Below are 18476 nucleotides of genomic sequence, written 5' to 3'. Positions count from 1 at the left end.
CGCCGTCGACGGCGCCAAGCGGATGCAGGTGCTCATCAACGACCTGCTGACCTTCTCCCGCGTCGGACGGCTCAACGACGCACGGGTCGGCGTCGGCCTGGACGGTGCGCTGGACAAGGCCCTCGCGAACCTGGGGGCGGCCGTCGAGGAGTCCGGCGCCCGGGTCGACCGTCCCGAGAAGATGCCCGAGGTGGTCGGCGACCCGACCCTGCTGACCATGCTCTGGCAGAACCTGGTGGGCAACGCCCTCAAGTTCCGCCGTCCGGAGGCCGCCCCGCACGTGACGATCACCTGCGAGCCCGACCCGGACGATCCGGGCCACCTGAGCCTGAGCGTCACGGACAACGGCATCGGCATCCCGGAGGAGTTCGCCGAGAAGGTCTTCGTCATCTTCCAGCGGCTGCACAGCCGGGACGCCTACGGTGGTACGGGTATCGGTCTGGCCCTCTGCAAGAAGATCGTCGAGCACCATGGTGGCAGAATCTGGATCGACACCGCCTACACCGACGGCACCCGCTTCTGCTTCACTCTGCCGGTCACCGCCGACACTCCGGTACGGGCCGGCACGCACACCGACGAAAAGGCCCTGACATGACCACCCCCGCCGCCACCCCCGTCGACGTCCTCCTCGTCGAGGACGACCCGGGCGACGAGCTGATGACCCGTGAGGCGTTCGAGGACAACAAGATCGGCAACACGCTGCATGTGGTCAGGGACGGCGAGGAGGCACTGGACTTCCTCTACCGGCGCGGCGACCACACCGAGGCGCCGAGGCCCGATCTCATCCTGCTCGACCTGAACCTGCCGAAGTACGACGGCCGTCAGGTCCTGGAGCGGATCAAGTCCGACCCGGACCTCGCGCACATCCCCGTGGTCATCCTCACCACCTCCGCGGCCGAGGAGGACATCCTGCGCAGCTACAAGCTGCACGCCAACGCCTATGTCACCAAGCCGGTGGACCTGGACCAGTTCATCGCCGCGGTCCGCCAGATCGACGACTTCTTCGTCCAGGTGGTCCGCCTGCCCGGCCGTATCGGCTGAGACGGGTGTTCGCGGAACGGTCACCGGTGCCGTTCCGCGAACTGCCTCCCGCCGCCGGGTCAGCCGCCGCAGGCGGACCGGATCCTGTAGAAGGTGGACAGGTACTTGGCGTGGTAGTCCGCGCTGGTGATCCGGACGAACGATTCGTCCGCGGAACGCAGCGAGGAGCCGATCAGGTTGGCGCTGCCCGTGTACACCCGCGGCGTGATGTCACCGTTGTAGTCGCCGTCGATCAGGATCTGCTTGTTGTGCGGGCGTACGTCGATCCCCGGTCCGTTGGGGATCATGCAGGCGCGGTGCTGGATGTTCGCGCCGGTCAGCGTGGACTTCACCCTCGACTCGGCGGACGCGTAGACGATGTCGATCCAGCACCCCTGGGCGCGCAGTTGGGCGAGCTTGTCGGCCACCTGGATGCGTGAGTCGTTGAAGTACAGCATCACGATCCGGATGTCCGTCTGGTGCCGCTTGCCGTCGGTGCCGGTGTAGGCGCAGGAGACCTCGTCGAGCGCGTTGACGATCGTGTCCGTGGCCGGGTTGTAGTACGAGGAGTCGCCGCGCGGGAAGAAGTAGCCGCGGTAGGTGGAGCCGGTGGGCGTGGAGAAGTACACGTTGTTGTTGCCGCCCGCCAGGTACCGGCCGGCGCGCAGTTTCTCGTGGTAGCTCGCGTAACCGTCGTACACCGCGCTGTCGGAGAAGGTGACGGCGTCGTTGAACGACTCGACCTTGTACCAGTTCGACAGGTTCGACGACGTCTGGAAGACGACCTTGGAGTACGACGTGCCGTCGTCGAAGGGGCCGATCCTCGAGAAGACGAAGAACTTGTTGTGGTTGTACGCCGGTCCGGGCGGGGCCACGGCGAGGCAGCCGCGCTGGACGTCGTCCACACCGTCGTTGTCCTCGAACCGGTCGTCGCAGACCACGACCCACGAGCGGGCGGTGTCGCTGGTGCCCAGCCCCGACTTCAGCGACTCGTAGGCGGGGTTGGCGTACTGCCGGCCCTCGCCGTCGACGTAGGTCGAGTCGTCCACGACGAGCTTGACGTCGACGCCGCGCCGGTGGGCGGCGAGCAGCGCGTCGGCCACCTCCTGGTCGCCGAACTCGAACATCGAGCCGCGGATCGTCTGCCCGGCCGGCGTCGCGTCGATGAGGGCGACGAGCTGGGTGAAGACCGCCTTCTGCTGCTCCGCGGTGCCCAGCGGGTCGTTGAACACCGGCCCGTTGATCACCGGCTTGGACAGGGCGGCGGCCTGGGGAGCGCCGCCGAGCACCAGCGCGCCCGCCATGAGCAGGACCGCGGTGAGGGTGCTGGCGAGGACGCGCAGGCGGGCGCCGCCGCGTATTCGGAACGTGCGTGCAGGAGACATGGGTCAACCTCTTGGAGATCGATCGATGAAGTCACCTCGGCGACGCGGGTGTCGTCGCACGCACGGCCGCCACCGTCGTGGCCCGCGCGGGCCCCCCGCGTCTCCCCCCGACACAGAGATGCCGACCATGAGGTGTGCATGTCGGTTGGTTGGTCATTCGGCATCCTGGCCCGCCGCCGACGCCACGTCATGCGCGCTCAGCGCCGAGTGATGTGCACACAGCGCCGACCCGGGGCCGGCCGACCGGACCCGTGGAGCCCGCCGAGTACTTGACGCAAAGGACCCTGTCCTGCGTGGATCCCCTGATTCACACTGCCTGCGACCGTCATGTACCGATGAGCGTCGGGGGCACTCATGATGAAGACGGTGCTGGACACGACCGGCCTGCCGGCGGCCGACCGGACGACGGCCCGGGCGGAGACCGTCGCACTGGCTCTGGTGACACAGCGCTTCCGGTTCCAGGCCCCGGAGCGCTTCGGGGCCCGGATACGGGCGGTGGAGCTGGGCGCGGTGCAGCTGTCGACGATCTCGCACGCCCCGCTGGTCTCCTACCGTTCCGGGCGGCTCATCCGCCAGTCGGATCCCGAGTTCCACCAGTTCGCGCTGACCACCGCCGGGCGCCAGGGCGTGGAGCAGGCCGGTCATCGGTCGGCCCTGCGGCCCGGCGAGATGGCGCTGTACGACAGCTCCCGGCCGTTCCAGGGCTGGTCCGAGGCCGGGCCCCGGTCGAGCTGTGTACTGCTGCAGTTCCCCAGAGGGCTGATGCCGCTCCCGGACCGGGTGGTCCGGCAGGTCCGCGGAACCGCCCTGCGGCCGACCGGGGGCATGGAGCTGGTGTTCCGTCAGATGCTCACGACCCTGGCCGAGTCACGGGCCGAGCTGACCGGCGGCGACCGGATCCGGCTGGGAACGACCCTGGTGGACCTCGCGGCAGCGGTCGTCGCGGGACATGTGGAGGAGACGGCGGCGCTGCCGGCGCAATCCCGGAGGTCGTCGCTCTACCACGAGATGGTGGGGTTCATCGTCCGGAACCTGTCCGACCCCGGCCTTGGGCCGGCCGCCGTCGCCGAGGCGCACTGCGTCTCTCCGCGCACGGTGCACCGCGTCTTCCAGGCACACGGAACGACCGTGGGCGACGTCATCCGGCGCGAACGGATGTCCCGCTGCCGCCGGGATCTCGCGGACCCGCACGGCACCCGGCCGGTCTCGGCGATCGGCGCCCGCTGGGGCTTTCCCCGGGCCTCGGAGTTCACCCGGGCCTTCCGCGCGGCGACCGGCATGACGCCGACCGAGTTCCGCGCCCTTGCGCAGAATCGTTTCTGAAACCGAGGGTTCCGCGCTCACGGCCCCAGGCGCGGCTGAGAGCGGTGCCCTCCGCGGCTCCCGGGACGGCCGCGAGCGTCACGCCCGGGCGATGCGGTCCTTGAACTCCGTGTGGCAGAACTGGTAGACGGGCCCGACCCGGCGCAGGACGCTGAGCAGCGGGCGCCGGCCTGGGCGTCTCGCTGGTCCTGCTGGACTCCTGGAACTCCCCCGTGTCCTGGTGGGAGCGGTTCTCCTCGACGGGTGTCCTCGGGCTCTTCTTCGGCCTGCTCTTCGGGGCGGGCTGGCGGTCCTGCGCTGGGCCCGTGTTCCCGCCGACCTGGAGCAGGAGACCCCGCAGTCCACGCTCCAGGGCGACCGTACGGTCGCAGCCGCCCTGCTGGTCTTCACGGTGGTGCCGCTCCTCGCCAAATGGCTGATCACCGTCCACGGGGACCTGGCGGCTCGCGACATCCCGGGCGTCCAGGTCGTCGCCTACTCGCTGCTGACCCCGGAGGCGAATCTCTCGGTCGGGCTGGCCGCCGGACTCCTGGCCGTGTCCGGCACCGCTTACTTCACCTACCAGGAGACCGGGCTGCGGCTCGCCGGGACCCGGCGGCTGCCCCGTCACCCGCTGTCCTTCATGGAGGACGCCCCCGAGCAGCAGCCCTCGGCCCAGACAGGCGGGCAGCATGGTCCACAGCACACGCCTGGGAGCACGGAAATCCAGTCGGCTCGGGCGGGGGAAGCCGCCCGCCGGACCGAGTCCGGCCATGATGCCGGCGATGAGCAGGAAGATGCAGGCGTGATATGCCGCGTCCTGGGCCACGCGGGTCAGATCCCCGTACGGGTCGATGAACGCGTGGTCCGCGAAGGGCCGCGCACGTGGTCGCCGGCCTCCGCCTGGGCGCTGCGCCAGCGCACGGCGAGGGGGTGGGGGTGGAGGAGGCCGCCGGCGGCGGCCTCCTCGGTCCACTGGCGGCGCACCATGGCGGTCAGTGCCTCCGCCGCCTGGTCCAGTTCGGTGCGGTTGGCCGGGGCGGCGGGGCGCGACCGGTGCCACGACCAGCTGAACAGTCCGGCAGCGGCCGAGACCAGCAGGCTCAGGGAGGCCGCGGCCGTCTCGGCGTCGGTGCCGATCACGACGGCCACCGCCGTCACGAGCGCGGCGAGGCCGGCCGCTCCGACCGCCCACGGCCACCGCGATCGGTTACGTCTCGTGACGCAGAGTATTCACCGGGGGGTCGGGAGCCGTGGGCTCGACACGTTGAGTGGCTGTCAGCCCTGTTCCCGCTCCACCGGGAGCCACAGCTCGGCGTCGGCCTCCGTGCTGTCCGGGGACATGCGGGTGCGCAGGATCTCGGGGCCGGGCCGGCTGCGGTACGGGTTGGCCGGGAACCACTGCGTGAACACGTCCCGCCACAGCTCCTGGATGGCCTGCGGTGCAGGTCCGGAGGTCGTGAACACCGCCCAGGTGCCGGCCGGAACCGACAGCACGGTGGTGCCCTCCGGGGCGGGCGCCGTGGTGATCACCCCTTGGTAGTAGTCGAGTTCGGTGCCCTCGGCGCGGCTCGGGTCGAGGTCGTCGCAGACCGCGAGGATGCCGTGCGGTTCCGAGTCCGACAGCTTCTCCAGCCGTTCCAGCACCTGCGGATCGATCCCGCGGACGAAGTCGATGATCGCCTGGTTCGGTCCCAAGTGCACCAGCGGCACCCGTGCCTTGAGGCCGACGACGTCGAAGTCCGGCCTGTCCACTACGCGGTAGCGCATACTGCTGCTCCCTTCGATGGTGAGGCGGAAGGACAACCGGGGCTGGGAGACGAGCGCGGCGCCGCTGCGCCGGGCCTCGCCCGGGCCGACTCCGTGCATGGCGCGGAACGCCCTGGCGAACGCCTCGCCCGAGCCGTAGCCGTAGCGCACCGCGATGTCCAGCAGGGACTCGCGCCCGGCGAGCACCTCGGCGCCCGCGACGGTGAGCCTGCGGCGGCGTACGTACTCCGACAGCGGCAGGCCCGCGAGCGCGGAGAACATGCGGCGCAGGTGGTACTCCGAGGTGGCCGCGATGCGTGCCAGCTCGGCCACGTCGACCTGCTGGTCGAGGTGGCGCTCGATGTGTTCCAGAGCCTGGTTGAGACGGTCCAGCACTCCCGGTCCCCTTCCTCTTTCGCGATCACCACGCTAGGCGTCGGGCAGGTCGCCGGACCCGACATCCTGTGCCCTGTCCGGTCGGGTACGCGGGCCGTCCGGAGACCGGGGAAGGGCGGCGCCCGGACGGGAACGACCCGGCCGTCCACGCTCCGGGACGACCGGGCCACCAGGCCGCCCCGGCCGGTGCCGGGAGCGGTTCAGTGTGTCACTCGCCGTCGAGTGCGATGGCGGAGGAGGGACACGCGGCCGCCGCCCCTTGTACGGCCCTGAACTGGTCCTGGGCGGGCTCGGGGGTGAGGAGGACGACGACACCGTCCTCGTCGCGCTGGTCGAAGACGTCCGGTGCGGCGAGGACGCAACCCCCTGAGCCGCAGCACTTGTCCTGGTCGACGATGATCCTCATGCTCGTCCTTTCTCCTCGGCCGGCGGCCTTCGGCCGGCTGCCTCGGCCCAGCCGGCACGACAGACGCGTTCACCGTGGGTTACCACGCCGTCCGTGCCGCCGACGGTGTGCGCACCGCACACCGCGCCGAGGAGGACCCGGTAGGCCGACATGCCGCCCGGCGCAAAACCCCTCGCGCGGTGCCGGGAAGCGGCGCAGACTCGTCCCATGGCGGACATGGGGGCATTCCGGGATGCGGTGATCGCGTGGGCGGCCGACGGGCCCGGGGACCACGCCCGCGAGCTGGCCTCGCGGCTGCCCGTCCGGGCGGTCGTCCTGCTCGAGGGCCCGAGCGACGCCGCGGCGGTCGGCGCGCTGGCGACGAGCCGCGGCCGGGACCTGGCGGCCGAGGGAGTGTGCGTGCTGCCGATGGGCGGCGCGATGAGCGTGGGCCGGTTCGCCCGGCTCCTCGGCCCACCCGGCCTGGGGCTTCGCCTCGCGGGCCTGTGCGACGAGGCGGAGCGCCGCTACTACGCGCGCGGCTTCGAGCTGGCCGGCGCCGCGCCGCAGGACTTCTTCGTCTGCGCGGCGGATCTGGAGGACGAACTCATCCGCGCACTGGGCGCGGTACGGGTGACGGAACTCGTCCGGGCGGAGGGCGACCTGCGCGCCCTGCGGACCTTCCTGCGTCAGCCCGCACAGCAGGGCCGCACCTCACAGCAGCAGTTGCGGCGCTTCCTGGGGACGAAGAAGGGACGCAAGATCCACTACGGCCGGGTCCTGGTCGAGGCCCTCGACCCCGACCGCATACCCGGCCCACTGGACGGCCTGCTCACCAGCCTCTGACCGAGGGGAAGCGCACGTCAGGGAAGGATCGAGTCGATGTACCCGCCGTCGACGCGCAGCGCTCCGCCCGTCGTGGCCGACGCCTGGTCGGAACTGAGGTAGACGACCATGTGGGCGATCTCCTCCGGCTCGATCAGCCGCTGCAACAGGGACTGCGGACGGTGCTCGCGCATGAACGCGCGCTGCGCCTCCTCCCAGGGGAGGTCCCGGTCGACGAGTTCGTAGACGAAGTCCTCGACGCCGCCGGTGTGGGTGGGCCCGGCGATGACGGAGTTCACCGTCACGCCCGTGCCCGCCGCGGCCTTGGCGAAGCCCCGGCTCACCGCCAGCAGCGCGGTCTTCGACATTCCGTAATGGATCATCTCCGCCGGGATGACGACCGCGGAGTCGCTGGCGACGTACTGGACGCGGCCCCACCCGCGCCCGGTCATGCCCGGCAGATACTGCCGGGTCAGCCGTACGGCGGCGAGGACGTTCACCTCGAAGTAGCGCCGCCACTCGTCGTCGGTGATCTCCAGCGGGTCGGCGGGGCCGAAGACACCGAGGTTGTTGACGAGGATGTCCACCCGCGGCAGCAACTCCCGCACCCGGACCGCGCCGTCCTCCCGGGAGACGTCCGCGGCGACCGGCACCAGGTCGGCGCCGGGGGCTTGCGCGGCGAGCGACTCGACACTGCCGGCGACGCGCCGCTCGTCGCGGCCGTTGACGCCCACCCGCGCTCCGGCCCGGGCGAGAGCGACGGCGATGGCCGCGCCGATGCCCTGCGTGGAGCCGGTGACCAGTGCGGTGCGTCCTGTCAGGTCGATGTGCATGGGCGGGCGGGTTCCCTTCGCGCGCCGGTGGACGGGGGGTCCGTCCAGTCTGGCGTCAGTGCAGGCCCGCGGCCTGCCCAGACCTGCGGATCGGTGGGCCGAGCACTTGGCCGACCTGGGCCGACACGGCGTCCAGGAGTTCCGCGCCGAACAGGCAGAGGGATTCCTCCCACGGGTGCCCGAAGCTGCCCGTGCGGAAGTCCTCCGAGAGGAGGATGGAGTAGTCCCCGTCGGGGCAGGGGCTCAGGGGCCAGGCGGGCTGCCCCGGGCCGCCGGTCTCCGTCGGGGTGAAGCGGTACGACGTGTGCTGCCAGTCCAGTGCGTACAGCACGCCCCGCGGACCGACGCAGGAGACCAGCCCCTGCTTGACGACTGCGGTCAGGCGGTCCAGCCGCGCGTAACCCGGATCGTCGTCGAGCAGGGCGAGGCTCCAGGTGGTCGACGCGGGGGGTTCCTCGATGCCCGGCCAGGTGAGCGGGCTCATGCTCGGCCGGAAACGGAAGTCCGCGCAGAAGCGGTCCCAGACGCGTCGGTATTCGGCCTCCGGCAACACGGTCACGGAATGCTCCCTCATCCCATGATCGTAGCGAGGCCGACAGAGGGCCACCGGTCAGGTGGTGAGCAGGGAGTCGTCCTCGGGGCGGGCACCGGGCAGCTGGTGGCGGGCGGCGACGAGGGCGGCGTCGACATCACGGGTGCCGGTCGCCACGCACAGCGTGTAGGCGATGTCGTCCATCCGCTGCTGCACCGCCGGGCTGCCATCCTCGGCATGCAGGATGCGCAGCGTGTCGTACTGCTCGATCAGGTTCTTGAGAACCGCGGGGTGCGCCATCAGCATTGGGTGTCTCCCTAGTCGCCGCCACTCACATGGGTCGTACAACGACCCGTCTGCCCCGCGCCCCGGCCGGTATTCCCCCGCACTCGGATCCGCGGGACCCACGGCACCGCGACCCCCCGCTGACCCGGCCGGGGGAACCACACCCGACCGGGCCATCAGAAGCGACCCGAAAGCATCGGTCGCGGCGAGACTCGGTGGCGGACCTGTGCTCGGCGTCCGAGGCGGGGGCACCCGCCGGCGCACGAGTTGCCCTGCCTCAGGAGGCGCCTCCATGACCTTCAACCCGCTCGAACAACGCGGTATCCCCCTGGACCGCCAGCTGCGCAACTGGCGCGAGCTGAACGTCCAGCCCATCGACCCCGACCGCTGCGACCCCTACACCCGGTGCCGGATCATCACCATGAACGGCATCGAGGTGGAGGCGATCCTCTTCAGCCACCACCTCGCCCGCAACACCGTCGACCCGGAGGTGAAGCGGCAGCTCGCGCAGACCCGCTACATCGAGGCGCAGCAGCAGAAGGTCGTGAACTGGCTGCTGCCCGGTGTGTCGTCGGTGCTGGAGACGACGATCGCCTACGAGCAGGTCGCGGTGGACCTGACGGCGTGGGTGGCCCGGATGGAGCCGGACCCGTATCTGAAGCAGGCGTACGAGTTCGGTGTGCTGGAGGACTTCGACCACCTGTACCGGTACGCCAACCTGTACGAGATGATCGAGCACCGCAAGGCGGAGTCGATCGTCGACAACCTCACCGAGGTGATGCCGGGCCGGCCGACGAAGTACCACCACCGCCACCCGGCCGACAACGTCCGCGACCCGTACGCCAAGGACGGGACGAACCCGCTGTCGAAGCTGCACGCGCTGACGATCCTGTCGGCGGAGCAGCAGACGATGAACTTCTACATGAACACCGGCCCCACCTACATGGAGCCGATCGCCCGGCAGCTCTATCAGGAGATCGGCCTCATCGAGGAGGAGCACGTCACCCACTACGAGTCGCTCGTCGACCCGGGCGAGACCTGGTGGGAGCAGCTGGTCAACCACGAGTACAACGAGTGCTATCTGTACTACTCCTTCATGGAGCAGGAGAGCGACCCGAAGGTCAAGGCGATCTGGGAACTGCACCTGAACATGGAACTGGAGCACCTGCACACCGCCTGCGACCTGATGCGGCGCTTCGACGGGCGGGAGCCGCAGGAGGTGCTGGCGCCCGAGCTGCCCAACGTGCTCACCTTCGAGCCGAACAAGCAGTACCTGCGCGAACTGCTGGACACCCAGATGGACCTGACCACCCTCGGCGCCGGCTACGTGCGCGAGGCGCACGAGCGGTTCGAGAAGATGCAGGAGCAGATCCACGGCGGCGAGGAGCCGCCGAGCGAGCGGGTCATGGCCGAGCACCAGGACATGTTCGGGCGCGAGTACCGCGTCCAGTCCGAGGGCGAGCACCCCGACCCCGCGATGCGCGAGAAGTGAGGCGGCCCGCATGTCCCAGCTCCACACCCCGCAGGCCGGTGACGACCAGTCCGACGACCTGGACGTCGTCGCGCTGCTGATGCGCCAGCACGGCGACATCCGCAACCTCTTCGACCAGGTCGAGGCCACCACCGGAGACGAGCGCCGCGAGGCCTTCCGGCAGCTGGTGCGCCTGCTCGCCGTCCACGAGACCGCCGAGGAGGAGGTCGTCCACCCCTTCGCCCGCCAGTCGATGCCGGGCGGCCGGCAGATCGTGGAGGACCGCCTCGCCGAGGAGAAGGCCGCCAAGGAGACCCTGGCCGCCCTCGACGACATGGACACCGACCACCCCGACTTCCTGCCGAAGCTGCGGGCGCTGCGCACCGACGTGCAGGAGCACGCCCGCAAGGAGGAGCGCTACGAGTTCACCCACATCCGCCGCAGCACCGACGTCACCAACCTCGCCGCCATGGCCAAGGCGGTGAAGGCCGCGGAGGCCATGGCACCGACCCGGCCGCACCCCGGCGTGGAGTCCGGCGCGGCCAACATGGCCCTCGGTCCCGTCGCCGCCCTCATGGAGCGCACCAAGGACGCCGTCCGCAAGGCCATGGGCAAGGACTGAGACGCCCGCCCACCGGATCCGGAAACCTCACCTGCGCAACACCCCGCCGTTCGGTGTTCCCGCAGGTGAATCCGGCCGGCACGGGTACCCGGTGCGGCACGGGCGCGTGGGCGTCCGGCAGCGAAGGGAGTCGGCCGTGGCAGGGCGGAGCCGAGGGACGGAGCAGGACCGGGCGGCGCGCCTGCGGACGACAGCCGCCGACGTCTTCGGCTGGGACACCCTGTTGCCCGAGCAGCTCACCGCCATGGAGTGGGTGCTCCAGGGCGAGGACACGCTCGTCGTCATGCCGACCGGGTCCGGCAAGTCGGCCGTCTACCAGGTCCCCGCGGCGATACTGCCCGGACCGGTCGTGGTCGTCTCGCCCCTGCTGGCCCTCCAGCGGGACCAGATCGCCGGCCTGCCCGAGGGCGACCGCGCCCCGCGTGCGGTCGCCCTCAACTCCGACCTGGGCGCGGCGGACACGGAGGCCGCCTGGGATGCCGTTCGCCGCGGCGAGGCCCGCCTCCTCTACCTGGCGCCCGAGCAGCTGGCCAAGGACGAGGTGGTGGAACGGCTCGCCGAGGCGGGACCCGCCCTGTTCGTGGTCGACGAGGCCCAGTGCGTGTCCTCCTGGGGCCATGACTTCCGCCCCGACTACCTGCGCCTGGAACAGGCCGTACGCAGGATCGGCGGACCGCCGGTCCTGGCCCTCACCGCCACCGCCGCACCGCCGGTGCGCAGGGAGATCGCGGAGCGGCTGGGCATGCGCGGCCCGCGGCTGATGGTGACCGGATTCGACCGGCCGAACATCAGGCTGGAGGTACGCCGCTTCCAGGACGACGACGACCGGCGCCGCGCCGTCGTCGAGCGGGCCGCCGCCCAGGCCAAGCCGGGCATCGTCTACGCGGCGACCCGCAAGGACACCGAGTACTACGCCGGGGAGCTGGCCGCCCTGGGCCTGGCCGCCGAGGCCTACCACGCGGGGCTGCGGGCCGCCGAGCGCGCCCGGATCCACGACGCCTTCCTCTCCGGCGCGGCGGACGTCGTGGTGGCCACCTCCGCCTTCGGGATGGGCATCGACAAGGAGGACGTGCGGTTCGTCCTGCACGCGGCGCTGCCCGGCTCGCTCGACGCCTACTACCAGGAGATCGGCCGCTGCGGCAGGGACGGGCAGCCGGCCCTCGCCGTACTGCACTACCGGCCGCAGGACACCGGGATGCAGACCTACTTCGCCGCCCGCGCACCCGGCCGCGACACCCTGTCCGAGGTGGCCGACGCCGTCCACGACCACCGCGAGGACCCCGCCGGCCTGGACGAACTGCGCGAGGACACGGGCCTGTCGAGGAACCGGGTCACCGCCGCGGTGAACCTCCTGGAGGAGGCCGACGCCGTCGCCACGGGGGAGGAGGGCGAGGTGCGTCCCGTCCCCGGCGTGCCGCCCGGCCAGGCGGTCGAGCGGGCCGCGCGGACCGCGCAGGCGCATCGGGAGACGGACCGGTCGCGGGTGGAGATGGCCCGCGCGTACGCCGAGACGACCGGCTGCCGGCGGCAGTTCCTGCTCGGCTACTTCGGCGAGGAGTACGACGGGCCGTGCGGGAACTGCGACCCGTGCGACGAGGACGGCTCCGAGCACGAGGAACGGGAGCGGCCCGCCCACCCCGCGGTGTCCGCGTACCCCGTCGGAGCCGAGGTCCGGCACGCCCGGTGGGGCGAGGGCACGGTGCTGAGCCAGGACGGCGACCGCATCACCGTCCTGTTCGACCAGGCCGGCTACCGCACGCTGGCCCTGGACGCCGTGGCCGGACGCGACGACCTGCTCACCGTGGTACGCGCCCCTGGCGACGACGGGCGGGCCGGCTGACTCCGTTTCGCGCCGACGGCCCGGGTAACTCGCCGCACGACAGCCGACAGCCACGTCCCGAGTGGAGGCGCAGTGAGGAAACGCGCGTGGTGGATCCTGCCCATGGCCGGTGCCGCGGCCATCGGTGTGCACCGGGCCAGATCGGGGCCGTCCGGCGACGACCGGGCGCACGACCGCTGGCTGACGGTGACGGTCAACCGTCCGGCCGAGGAGGTGCGGCCCGGGGGACGGCTGCCCACGCCGCTGCGGGCGTTCGACGAGCGGATCGAGGTGGACGTGCGGCCCGCACCGGGCGACCGGGGCACCGAGCTGGCCGTCCGGCTGAAGCAGCCACCGGGCGGCGCCCGCACCTCGCTGCCCGGCCGGCTCGCCGGTCAGGACCCACGTCAGGACCTGCGGCTCGCCCTGCGCGAGACCAAGGCCCTTCTGGAGGCCGGTGAAGTGCTGCACCCCGACACACCACCGACGAGCCGCGAGACACCGGGCGGCAGACTCGTCGGGCTGCTCGTCCGCCGCTCCGGTGGGGAGGGAGTGCTGTGAAGGCGCTGTGCTGGGAAGGCGTGAACAAGCTCTCCGTCGAGAACGTCCCCGACCCCGAGCTGCACAACGACCAGGACATGATCGTCCGGCTGATCGCGGGCACCACCTGCGGCTCGGACCTGCACCTCATCGGCGGCTACATCCCCGCCATGCGGGCCGGCGACATCATCGGGCACGAGTTCCTCGGCGAGGTCGTCGAGACCGGACCCGGCGTGCGCAGGCACGCGGTGGGCGACCGGGTCGTGGTCTGCTCGTTCGTCGGCTGCGGGCGGTGCTGGTACTGCGCCAACGACCTGTGGTCCCTGTGCGACAACACCAACACCAACCCGGGCATCGCCCAGGCCATGTTCGGCTACGAGACGGCCGGCATCTTCGGCTACTCGCACGCCATGGGCGGCCTGCGCGGCAGCCACGCCGAATACGTCCGCGTGCCGTTCGCCGACTACGGGGCGTTCCCCGTCCCCGAGGGCATCGACGACACCAGCGCCCTGTTCTGCTCGGACTCCGTGCCCACCGGATGGATGGGCGCCGACCTGGCCGGCGTGAAGCCCGGCGACGTCGTCGCGGTGTGGGGGTGTGGCGCCGTGGGGCAGATGGCGGCCAGGGCGGCGCTGCTGCTCGGTGCGGAACGCGTCATCTCCATCGACCGCATTCCCGAGCGGCTGGCCATGACCGAGCGGTACATCGGCTCGGAGACCATCGACTACACGGCCGTCGACGTCGCCGCCGAGCTGCGCGAACGCACCGGCGGGCGCGGCCCCGACGTGTGCATCGAAGCCGTCGGCATGGAGGCGCACAGCGACGGCCCGGCCCACCTGTACGACCAGGCCAAGCAGCAGCTGCGACTGCAGACCGACCGTCCCACCGCCGTACGCCAGGCCATCCACGCCTGCCGCAAGGGCGGCACCGTCTTCATCCTGGGGGTGTTCGCGGGCGCCGTCGACAAGTTCCCGCTCGGTGCGGTGATCAACAAGGGGCTCACGGTGCGCGGCGCGCAGATGCACGGCCAGCGGTACATCCCGATGCTCCTGGAGCGCATGGCGGCCGGCCAGCTGAAGACCGCCCACCTGGCCACCCACACCGTCCCGCTGGAGCAGGCGCCCCAGGCCTACGACATGTTCAAGCACAAGACCGACGGTTGCGTGCGAGCCGTCATCCGCCCGGCCCCGTGACCCGGCAGCCCGTTCGCGTCCCCCACGGCACCGCCCGCACCAGAGCGGCCTACGCGCTCGCCCGGCGCATCGCCGAGCGCAGGGCGGCACCGGCGCTGCATCCGGCGGGCGTGATGTGCACCGGAACCCTGGAGGTGCCCGGCACCGGCGACGGGCGGTGGCGGGTGCCCTGGCTGGACCGTCCGGGCTCCTACGCCGTGACCGTGCGCTGGTCGCGCGCGCTGGGTCTGCCCGGGCGGCTGCCCGACGGCCTGGGCCTCGCCCTGCGGGTCGAGAACGCCGACGGCGCCGGTGCGCCGCTCGACCTGCTGCTCACCTCCAGCCGCGCGGGCCGCCTGGGCCGGCACCTCCCGCTGCTCCGGCACGACGCCCTCGCCGGCCCGTACTCCACGCTCGTCGCCTACCGGACCGGGCACCGCACCCGCGTCCTCGCGGCCTTCCCGGCGCGCGACGATCACGGGCCGGTAGGGGTGTCCCTGCCCGCCCTGCGGCAGGCGCTGGCCCGCGCACCGCTCCGCTTCGACCTGCGGGCGGCCGCCCCGGGCGAGCCCTGGCGCCCCTTCGCCACCCTCACCCTCACCTCCGCGGCGCGCCCCGTGCCCCGGGACGGCACGGTGTCGTACGACCCCTACCTGCACTGCCTTCCCGAGCTGCGTCCCACCGCCTGGCTGAGCCGGCTGCGCGAGGCCGCCTACCGCGGCTCCCGCGAGGGACGCAACGGGCGCCGGCCCGACCGGCCGACCGCGCCCGGAGCCGGACCCGACGAGTGATCATCCTCGTCCGGGGTACCCCGTGCGCCCGGGGGAACCGGAACACGCGAGCGGTGGACGGGGCGGCCTGCCACCCCGTCGGACAGGACGGTCATGGCCGGGATCACGGACGACACCACCGACGGCGCGCTCGATGTCCACTTCATCGGCAACGCGACCGTCCTGCTGCGCTACGGCGGGCTCACCCTGCTCACCGACCCCAACTTCCTGCACCGCGGGCAGTTCGCCCACCTCGGCTACGGGCTGCTGAGCCGCCGCCTGACCGAACCGGCCCTCGACGTCGGGGAGCTGCCCCGTCTCGACGGGATCGTCCTCTCGCACCTGCACGGCGACCACTGGGACCGCCGCGCCCGCAGGCACCTGGACCACTCGGTCCCCGTGCTCACCACACCGCACGCCGCACGCCGGCTCCGGGTCGCGCACCGCTTCCCCCGCACCGCGGGGCTGCGGACCTGGCAGGGGCTCACGCTCGGGCGCGGCGACACCCAGGTCCGGGTCACCGCGCTGCCAGGCCGCCACGCGGGGCAGCCGCTGCTGCGCGGTCTGCTGCCGCCGGTGATGGGCAGCATGCTGGAGTTCGGCCCCGTCGGCGGGCCGGTCCGGCTGCGGCTGTACCTCTCGGGCGACACGGTGGTCCACGACGGCCTCGACGAGATCGCCCGCCGCTTCCCGGCCGCCGACCTGGCCGTACTGCACCTGGGCGGCACCCGCCTTCCCGGCGGCTTCGTGGTGACCATGGACGGCGCCCAGGGAGCGGAACTGGCCCGGCGCCTCGACCCCCGCCGGATCCTGCCCGTGCACTACGGCGACTACACGGTGATGCGCTCGCCGCTGTCCGCGTTCCTCGACGAGATCGACGCCATCGGACTCGGCGACCGTGTCGTCCACTGCGGGCACGGCGGACAGGCACGGATCAGCCCCGTCCCCGGAGCGGCCCCGACGGTCACCGGCCCCTCACCCTGAGACCGGCGACGACGTCCACTGGGCCCGGCGCCCGCACGCCGTCCCCCACGGCACCCGACGGCCGCCCGGCCTCGGTACCCCGGCGCCGGGCACGCGCTGAACCACGGGGCCCCGCACGCTTCACCAGGGCGCTGCCGGGGGAAGGCCGGGCTCCCCTACGGGGCGGAGCGGCCACGAGAGGGACCGGAACAGGGCAGCGTCGGCCCGATGCGGCCCCTCCGAGCCAGTGCGCCAGCGGCTCCTCCGCGGGGGCGGGGAGGCCGACCTCGATGGTCAGGGTCTCGTCCGGTACGTCGATCGCCGCATCCGTCAGCCGACAGGGTTCGTGCTCGACCGGTGTCTCCCCGAGCACCCGCCCGCCGTGGGGGTACGGAATCCCGACGGCCCGAGCCGCCCGCATCAGCGGCCAGGCCACCTCGACGGTCAGCGCCAGAACCCTCACTCGCCGCTCCGCGCCTCGTACTGCACCACGCGCCGAGTCCCCACCACGACCAGCGGAAACGGCCATGAGAAGGCCCCGGCCCCCGTGCGGCTCACGCGCGGGGGCCGGGGCGGTCACAGCCCGGGCAGGGGGAGGCGGCTACTCCTCGAAGTCGTCCCGCCGGATCCCTGCCTCTTCCATCGCTTCGCGCAGGGAGCGGCCGGTGCCGCCGGGCTGCCGATCCTCGCGGTCCGTGTCCTTCGACTCCATGGCCTTGTCCGTGGCCGTCGTCTTGGGACGGTTCTCCTCGGGCACGGTCACCGTGATGTCCTCCTCGACTTTGTCGGGTCCGCGTAGCTGCCGGTGGGTGCCGGCGCGGCCGCTCCGGCCAGGGCGTCACCTCATCCGGTTCGACCCGCCGGAGCGCTGCTCGCGAGCCGCGGCGCTGGCGGCGAGCGCCAGAAGCAGGGCGATCGCACCGACGATGATGTTGTTGACGATGCTCCTGGTGGTGCTGACGTCACCGGCGACGACCCAGGGGGCGACGATGGTCCACGCGCCCAGGGCACAGGCGGCCCACGCCATGCTGTGCGTGCGCTCGTAGGCCCGGCCGAAGCCACCGCTCATCAGCAGCGCGTACGCGATGCCGACGATCAGGTTGGTGACGGCCAGCCTGGACAGGCCGTTGAACCCCGCGATCCACGGCGACGCCGCCAGGTAGAGACCGGTCAGGAGTGCCATCGTCTCGACGGCCTGGGCTCGTGGTGTGGCCGTCGCGCGCTCGGCCATCTCGTGGCGCGCGCGCATGTCGACGATGTCCGGGTGGGTCTCCATGGACGAGTGGGGAGAGGTTGTCATTCCTTTCACCTCCGAGGCACAAGGTCCCCGAGCCCTGGCCGGGTACCCACCCTGCGCGCCCCGATCACGCCCCGGCCGAACCAATTGCCCGCGGATCTCGATCGCGCGCGGCGAATGCTTCCCGGTCGCCCCGGCGCAGGCGCACCTCGATGTGGCCGTCGACGATCCGGGAGTCGAAGGCGGGCTGCGGCGCGGTCGCGGGGCCGCGTACGTTCAAGCCGTCCGAGAGCCGGAAGACACTGCCGTGCCACGGGCACTCCACACATCCGTCGGCAATGGTTCCCTCGGCCAGCGGCCCGGCGAGATGGCTGCACCGCTCGGCCAGGACGTGCACCGTTTCGCCGTCCTCCTTCACCACCAGGATCGGCACGTCGTCCACGCTGCGCCGCACGGGTTCGCCGGCCGGGAACTCGTCCACGGTCCCGATCCGGTGCCAGCCCTCCCGGACCACCTGCGGAACCTCTTCGGCGTGATTGGCGCCGGCCGCCTGCCGGTAGGCCAGATGCCCGCCCAGCGCCCCGCCGAGCCCCACCGCCGTCAGTCCCAGGAAGCCCAGCGTCCGGCCCGCGTTGCGGCACCCTTTCGCCCGGCAGGTGAGCGAGGCGGCGTAGAGGCCCACGGAGGCCGCGTTGGTCAGCGCGTGCACCAGTCCCACCCGCGCCTGCCGGCGGTGCAGTTCCGCCCAGTCGACCGCGCCCGCGAGGGCCGCGGGTACGGCGGCGGCCAGCCCGACACCGATCAGCAGGCCCGCCTCCCGGGACCGCCCCGGCCGCAGGTCCAGGACCGCCGCGGACAGCCAGCTCCCGATCGGCACCTGCACCAGCAGCGGATGCACCGGGTGCCCCAGCCACCGGCCGTGCAGCGCGTCCCGGCCGCGCCCGAGCGGCAGGGCCTGGACCCCGCTCCTCATCGCGTCGATCAGGCGGTCGCCCCGCGGATCACGCTCCAGCCGGTCGAGCAACCGCAGGGCCCGGTTCTGCCGCATACGGTGGCGGCGAGGTGTAGCGCTCATGCCCGGCCGGGTCCCCACCTGCGCGGACAGCAAACGACACGCGGTGTCGCGGAGGGGCCACGGCGGGGGACCGGCCGGCGTGGGCGAGCCGGGGC

Annotated in this window: 21 protein-coding genes; 11 read left to right on the top strand and 10 right to left on the bottom strand. The window is 72.2% G+C overall.

Annotation, left to right across the window (positions count from 1 at the left end; translation table 11 throughout):
- Together CCN42_RS18670 and CCN42_RS18665 are read left to right on the top strand one after the other, a co-directional pair.
- Window positions 1-595 (top strand): sensor histidine kinase (locus CCN42_RS18670; RefSeq protein ID WP_245877354.1); only part of this gene is annotated, 595 nt, incomplete at its 5' end.
- A complete protein-coding gene (locus tag CCN42_RS18665; RefSeq protein ID WP_086169979.1) occupies window positions 592-1041 on the top strand; it encodes a response regulator in 450 nt (149 codons plus the stop codon). The genes CCN42_RS18670 and CCN42_RS18665, both read left to right, overlap by 4 nt.
- A gap of 59 nt (window positions 1042-1100) precedes the next feature.
- Here the strand turns inward: CCN42_RS18665 and CCN42_RS18660 are convergent, their stop codons facing one another.
- The gene (locus tag CCN42_RS18660; RefSeq protein ID WP_086737170.1) at window positions 1101-2405 is read right to left on the bottom strand and encodes a phospholipase D-like domain-containing protein; all 1305 of its coding nucleotides are present in this window, start codon (window positions 2403-2405) and stop codon (window positions 1101-1103) included.
- A 357-nt stretch (window positions 2406-2762) separates the two neighbouring features.
- Here CCN42_RS18660 and CCN42_RS18655 point away from each other — a divergent pair, with 357 nt between their 5' ends.
- Complete coding sequence (locus tag CCN42_RS18655; RefSeq protein WP_245877356.1) at window positions 2763-3728, top strand: AraC-like ligand-binding domain-containing protein; 966 nt, start codon at window positions 2763-2765, stop codon at window positions 3726-3728.
- An 813-nt stretch (window positions 3729-4541) separates the two neighbouring features.
- On the opposite strand, the gene CCN42_RS18650 is transcribed toward CCN42_RS18655, so the two are convergent.
- The 3 genes from CCN42_RS18650 to CCN42_RS18640 form a co-directional block, all read right to left on the bottom strand.
- The gene (locus CCN42_RS18650) at window positions 4542-4850 is read right to left on the bottom strand and encodes a hypothetical protein (protein WP_211294737.1); all 309 of its coding nucleotides are present in this window, start codon (window positions 4848-4850) and stop codon (window positions 4542-4544) included.
- 135 nt (window positions 4851-4985) lie between these two features.
- A complete protein-coding gene (locus tag CCN42_RS18645) occupies window positions 4986-5852 on the bottom strand; it encodes an AraC family transcriptional regulator (protein ID WP_086737169.1) in 867 nt (288 codons plus the stop codon).
- A gap of 208 nt (window positions 5853-6060) precedes the next feature.
- A complete protein-coding gene (locus CCN42_RS18640) occupies window positions 6061-6258 on the bottom strand; it encodes a ferredoxin (RefSeq protein ID WP_086737167.1) in 198 nt (65 codons plus the stop codon).
- A 207-nt stretch (window positions 6259-6465) separates the two neighbouring features.
- Between CCN42_RS18640 and CCN42_RS18635 the strand changes: the two genes are divergently transcribed.
- Window positions 6466-7083, top strand: coding sequence for a TOPRIM nucleotidyl transferase/hydrolase domain-containing protein (locus CCN42_RS18635; protein ID WP_086737165.1), 618 nt, complete (start codon window positions 6466-6468; stop codon window positions 7081-7083).
- A 17-nt stretch (window positions 7084-7100) separates the two neighbouring features.
- Here the strand turns inward: CCN42_RS18635 and CCN42_RS18630 are convergent, their stop codons facing one another.
- Genes CCN42_RS18630 through CCN42_RS18620 form a run of 3 tightly spaced genes read right to left on the bottom strand, consistent with a single transcriptional unit; the run spans window position 7101 to window position 8733 of the window.
- Window positions 7101-7895, bottom strand: coding sequence for an SDR family NAD(P)-dependent oxidoreductase (locus CCN42_RS18630; RefSeq protein ID WP_086737163.1), 795 nt, complete (start codon window positions 7893-7895; stop codon window positions 7101-7103).
- Window positions 7896-7950: 55 nt separating this feature from the next.
- Window positions 7951-8454, bottom strand: a complete 504-nt coding sequence (locus CCN42_RS18625; RefSeq protein WP_245877353.1) for a DUF2716 domain-containing protein — start codon at window positions 8452-8454, stop codon at window positions 7951-7953.
- A 51-nt stretch (window positions 8455-8505) separates the two neighbouring features.
- Window positions 8506-8733 carry a DUF5133 domain-containing protein gene (locus CCN42_RS18620; protein WP_086737159.1) on the bottom strand — a complete coding sequence of 76 codons (228 nt, stop codon included), beginning with the start codon at window positions 8731-8733 and terminating at the stop codon, window positions 8506-8508.
- A gap of 271 nt (window positions 8734-9004) precedes the next feature.
- On the opposite strand from CCN42_RS18620, the gene CCN42_RS18615 reads away from it, so the two are divergent.
- From CCN42_RS18615 to CCN42_RS18585, 7 genes are all read left to right on the top strand, one after another.
- Window positions 9005-10204 (top strand): hypothetical protein, encoded by a 1200-nt coding sequence (locus CCN42_RS18615; protein WP_086737157.1) that lies wholly within the window; start codon window positions 9005-9007, stop codon window positions 10202-10204.
- 10 nt (window positions 10205-10214) lie between these two features.
- Window positions 10215-10805: a hemerythrin domain-containing protein gene (locus CCN42_RS18610; protein WP_086737155.1), complete on the top strand. Its 591-nt coding sequence runs from the start codon at window positions 10215-10217 to the stop codon at window positions 10803-10805.
- 136 nt (window positions 10806-10941) lie between these two features.
- Window positions 10942-12645, top strand: coding sequence for a RecQ family ATP-dependent DNA helicase (locus CCN42_RS18605; protein ID WP_086737153.1), 1704 nt, complete (start codon window positions 10942-10944; stop codon window positions 12643-12645).
- A 72-nt stretch (window positions 12646-12717) separates the two neighbouring features.
- On the top strand, window positions 12718-13185 hold the full coding sequence (locus CCN42_RS18600) for an SRPBCC family protein (RefSeq protein ID WP_245877352.1): 468 nt from the start codon (window positions 12718-12720) through the stop codon (window positions 13183-13185).
- Window positions 13182-14357, top strand: coding sequence for a zinc-dependent alcohol dehydrogenase (locus CCN42_RS18595; RefSeq protein WP_086737149.1), 1176 nt, complete (start codon window positions 13182-13184; stop codon window positions 14355-14357). The genes CCN42_RS18600 and CCN42_RS18595 overlap by 4 nt, the downstream gene beginning before the upstream one ends.
- Window positions 14354-15127: a catalase family protein gene (locus CCN42_RS18590; protein WP_086737147.1), complete on the top strand. Its 774-nt coding sequence runs from the start codon at window positions 14354-14356 to the stop codon at window positions 15125-15127. Before CCN42_RS18595 ends, CCN42_RS18590 begins: the two co-directional genes overlap by 4 nt.
- Window positions 15128-15220: 93 nt before the next feature.
- Window positions 15221-16090, top strand: a complete 870-nt coding sequence (locus CCN42_RS18585; RefSeq protein ID WP_086737145.1) for an MBL fold metallo-hydrolase — start codon at window positions 15221-15223, stop codon at window positions 16088-16090.
- 580 nt (window positions 16091-16670) lie between these two features.
- On the opposite strand, the gene CCN42_RS43325 is transcribed toward CCN42_RS18585, so the two are convergent.
- From CCN42_RS43325 to CCN42_RS18570, 3 genes are all read right to left on the bottom strand, one after another.
- Complete coding sequence (locus tag CCN42_RS43325; RefSeq protein ID WP_169731478.1) at window positions 16671-16832, bottom strand: hypothetical protein; 162 nt, start codon at window positions 16830-16832, stop codon at window positions 16671-16673.
- Between the two features lie 75 nt (window positions 16833-16907).
- Window positions 16908-17369 (bottom strand): SPW repeat protein, encoded by a 462-nt coding sequence (locus CCN42_RS18575; protein WP_245877351.1) that lies wholly within the window; start codon window positions 17367-17369, stop codon window positions 16908-16910.
- Between the two features lie 64 nt (window positions 17370-17433).
- Window positions 17434-18381, bottom strand: a complete 948-nt coding sequence (locus CCN42_RS18570) for a Rieske (2Fe-2S) protein (protein ID WP_422641177.1) — start codon at window positions 18379-18381, stop codon at window positions 17434-17436.
- Between the last annotated feature and the right edge of the window lie 95 nt (window positions 18382-18476).

Origin of the sequence: Streptomyces glaucescens, assembly GCF_002154375.1 — a bacterium.
In the GTDB taxonomy this organism is placed as follows: Bacteria; Actinomycetota; Actinomycetes; order Streptomycetales; family Streptomycetaceae; genus Streptomyces; species Streptomyces glaucescens.
The sequence above is the reverse complement of the archived record's forward strand: the minus strand, read 5'-3'. Positions and strand labels throughout refer to the sequence as shown.

Excerpts from the sequence above, each read along its gene's own strand:
- CCN42_RS18620 (WP_086737159.1), bottom strand. The coding sequence starts at position 8,733 with ATGCTGATGGCGCACCCCGCGGTTCTCAAGAACCTGATCGAGCAGTAC.
- CCN42_RS18615 (WP_086737157.1), top strand. The coding sequence starts at position 9,005 with ATGACCTTCAACCCGCTCGAACAACGCGGTATCCCCCTGGACCGCCAG.
- CCN42_RS18640 (WP_086737167.1), bottom strand. The coding sequence starts at position 6,258 with ATGAGGATCATCGTCGACCAGGACAAGTGCTGCGGCTCAGGGGGTTGC.
- CCN42_RS18655 (WP_245877356.1), top strand. The coding sequence starts at position 2,763 with ATGAAGACGGTGCTGGACACGACCGGCCTGCCGGCGGCCGACCGGACG.
- CCN42_RS18570 (WP_422641177.1), bottom strand. The coding sequence starts at position 18,381 with ATGAGCGCTACACCTCGCCGCCACCGTATGCGGCAGAACCGGGCCCTG.
- CCN42_RS18575 (WP_245877351.1), bottom strand. The coding sequence starts at position 17,369 with ATGACAACCTCTCCCCACTCGTCCATGGAGACCCACCCGGACATCGTC.
- CCN42_RS18665 (WP_086169979.1), top strand. The coding sequence starts at position 592 with ATGACCACCCCCGCCGCCACCCCCGTCGACGTCCTCCTCGTCGAGGAC.
- CCN42_RS18585 (WP_086737145.1), top strand. The coding sequence starts at position 15,221 with ATGGCCGGGATCACGGACGACACCACCGACGGCGCGCTCGATGTCCAC.
- CCN42_RS18630 (WP_086737163.1), bottom strand. The coding sequence starts at position 7,895 with ATGCACATCGACCTGACAGGACGCACCGCACTGGTCACCGGCTCCACG.
- CCN42_RS18660 (WP_086737170.1), bottom strand. The coding sequence starts at position 2,405 with ATGTCTCCTGCACGCACGTTCCGAATACGCGGCGGCGCCCGCCTGCGC.
- CCN42_RS18635 (WP_086737165.1), top strand. The coding sequence starts at position 6,466 with ATGGCGGACATGGGGGCATTCCGGGATGCGGTGATCGCGTGGGCGGCC.
- CCN42_RS18610 (WP_086737155.1), top strand. The coding sequence starts at position 10,215 with ATGTCCCAGCTCCACACCCCGCAGGCCGGTGACGACCAGTCCGACGAC.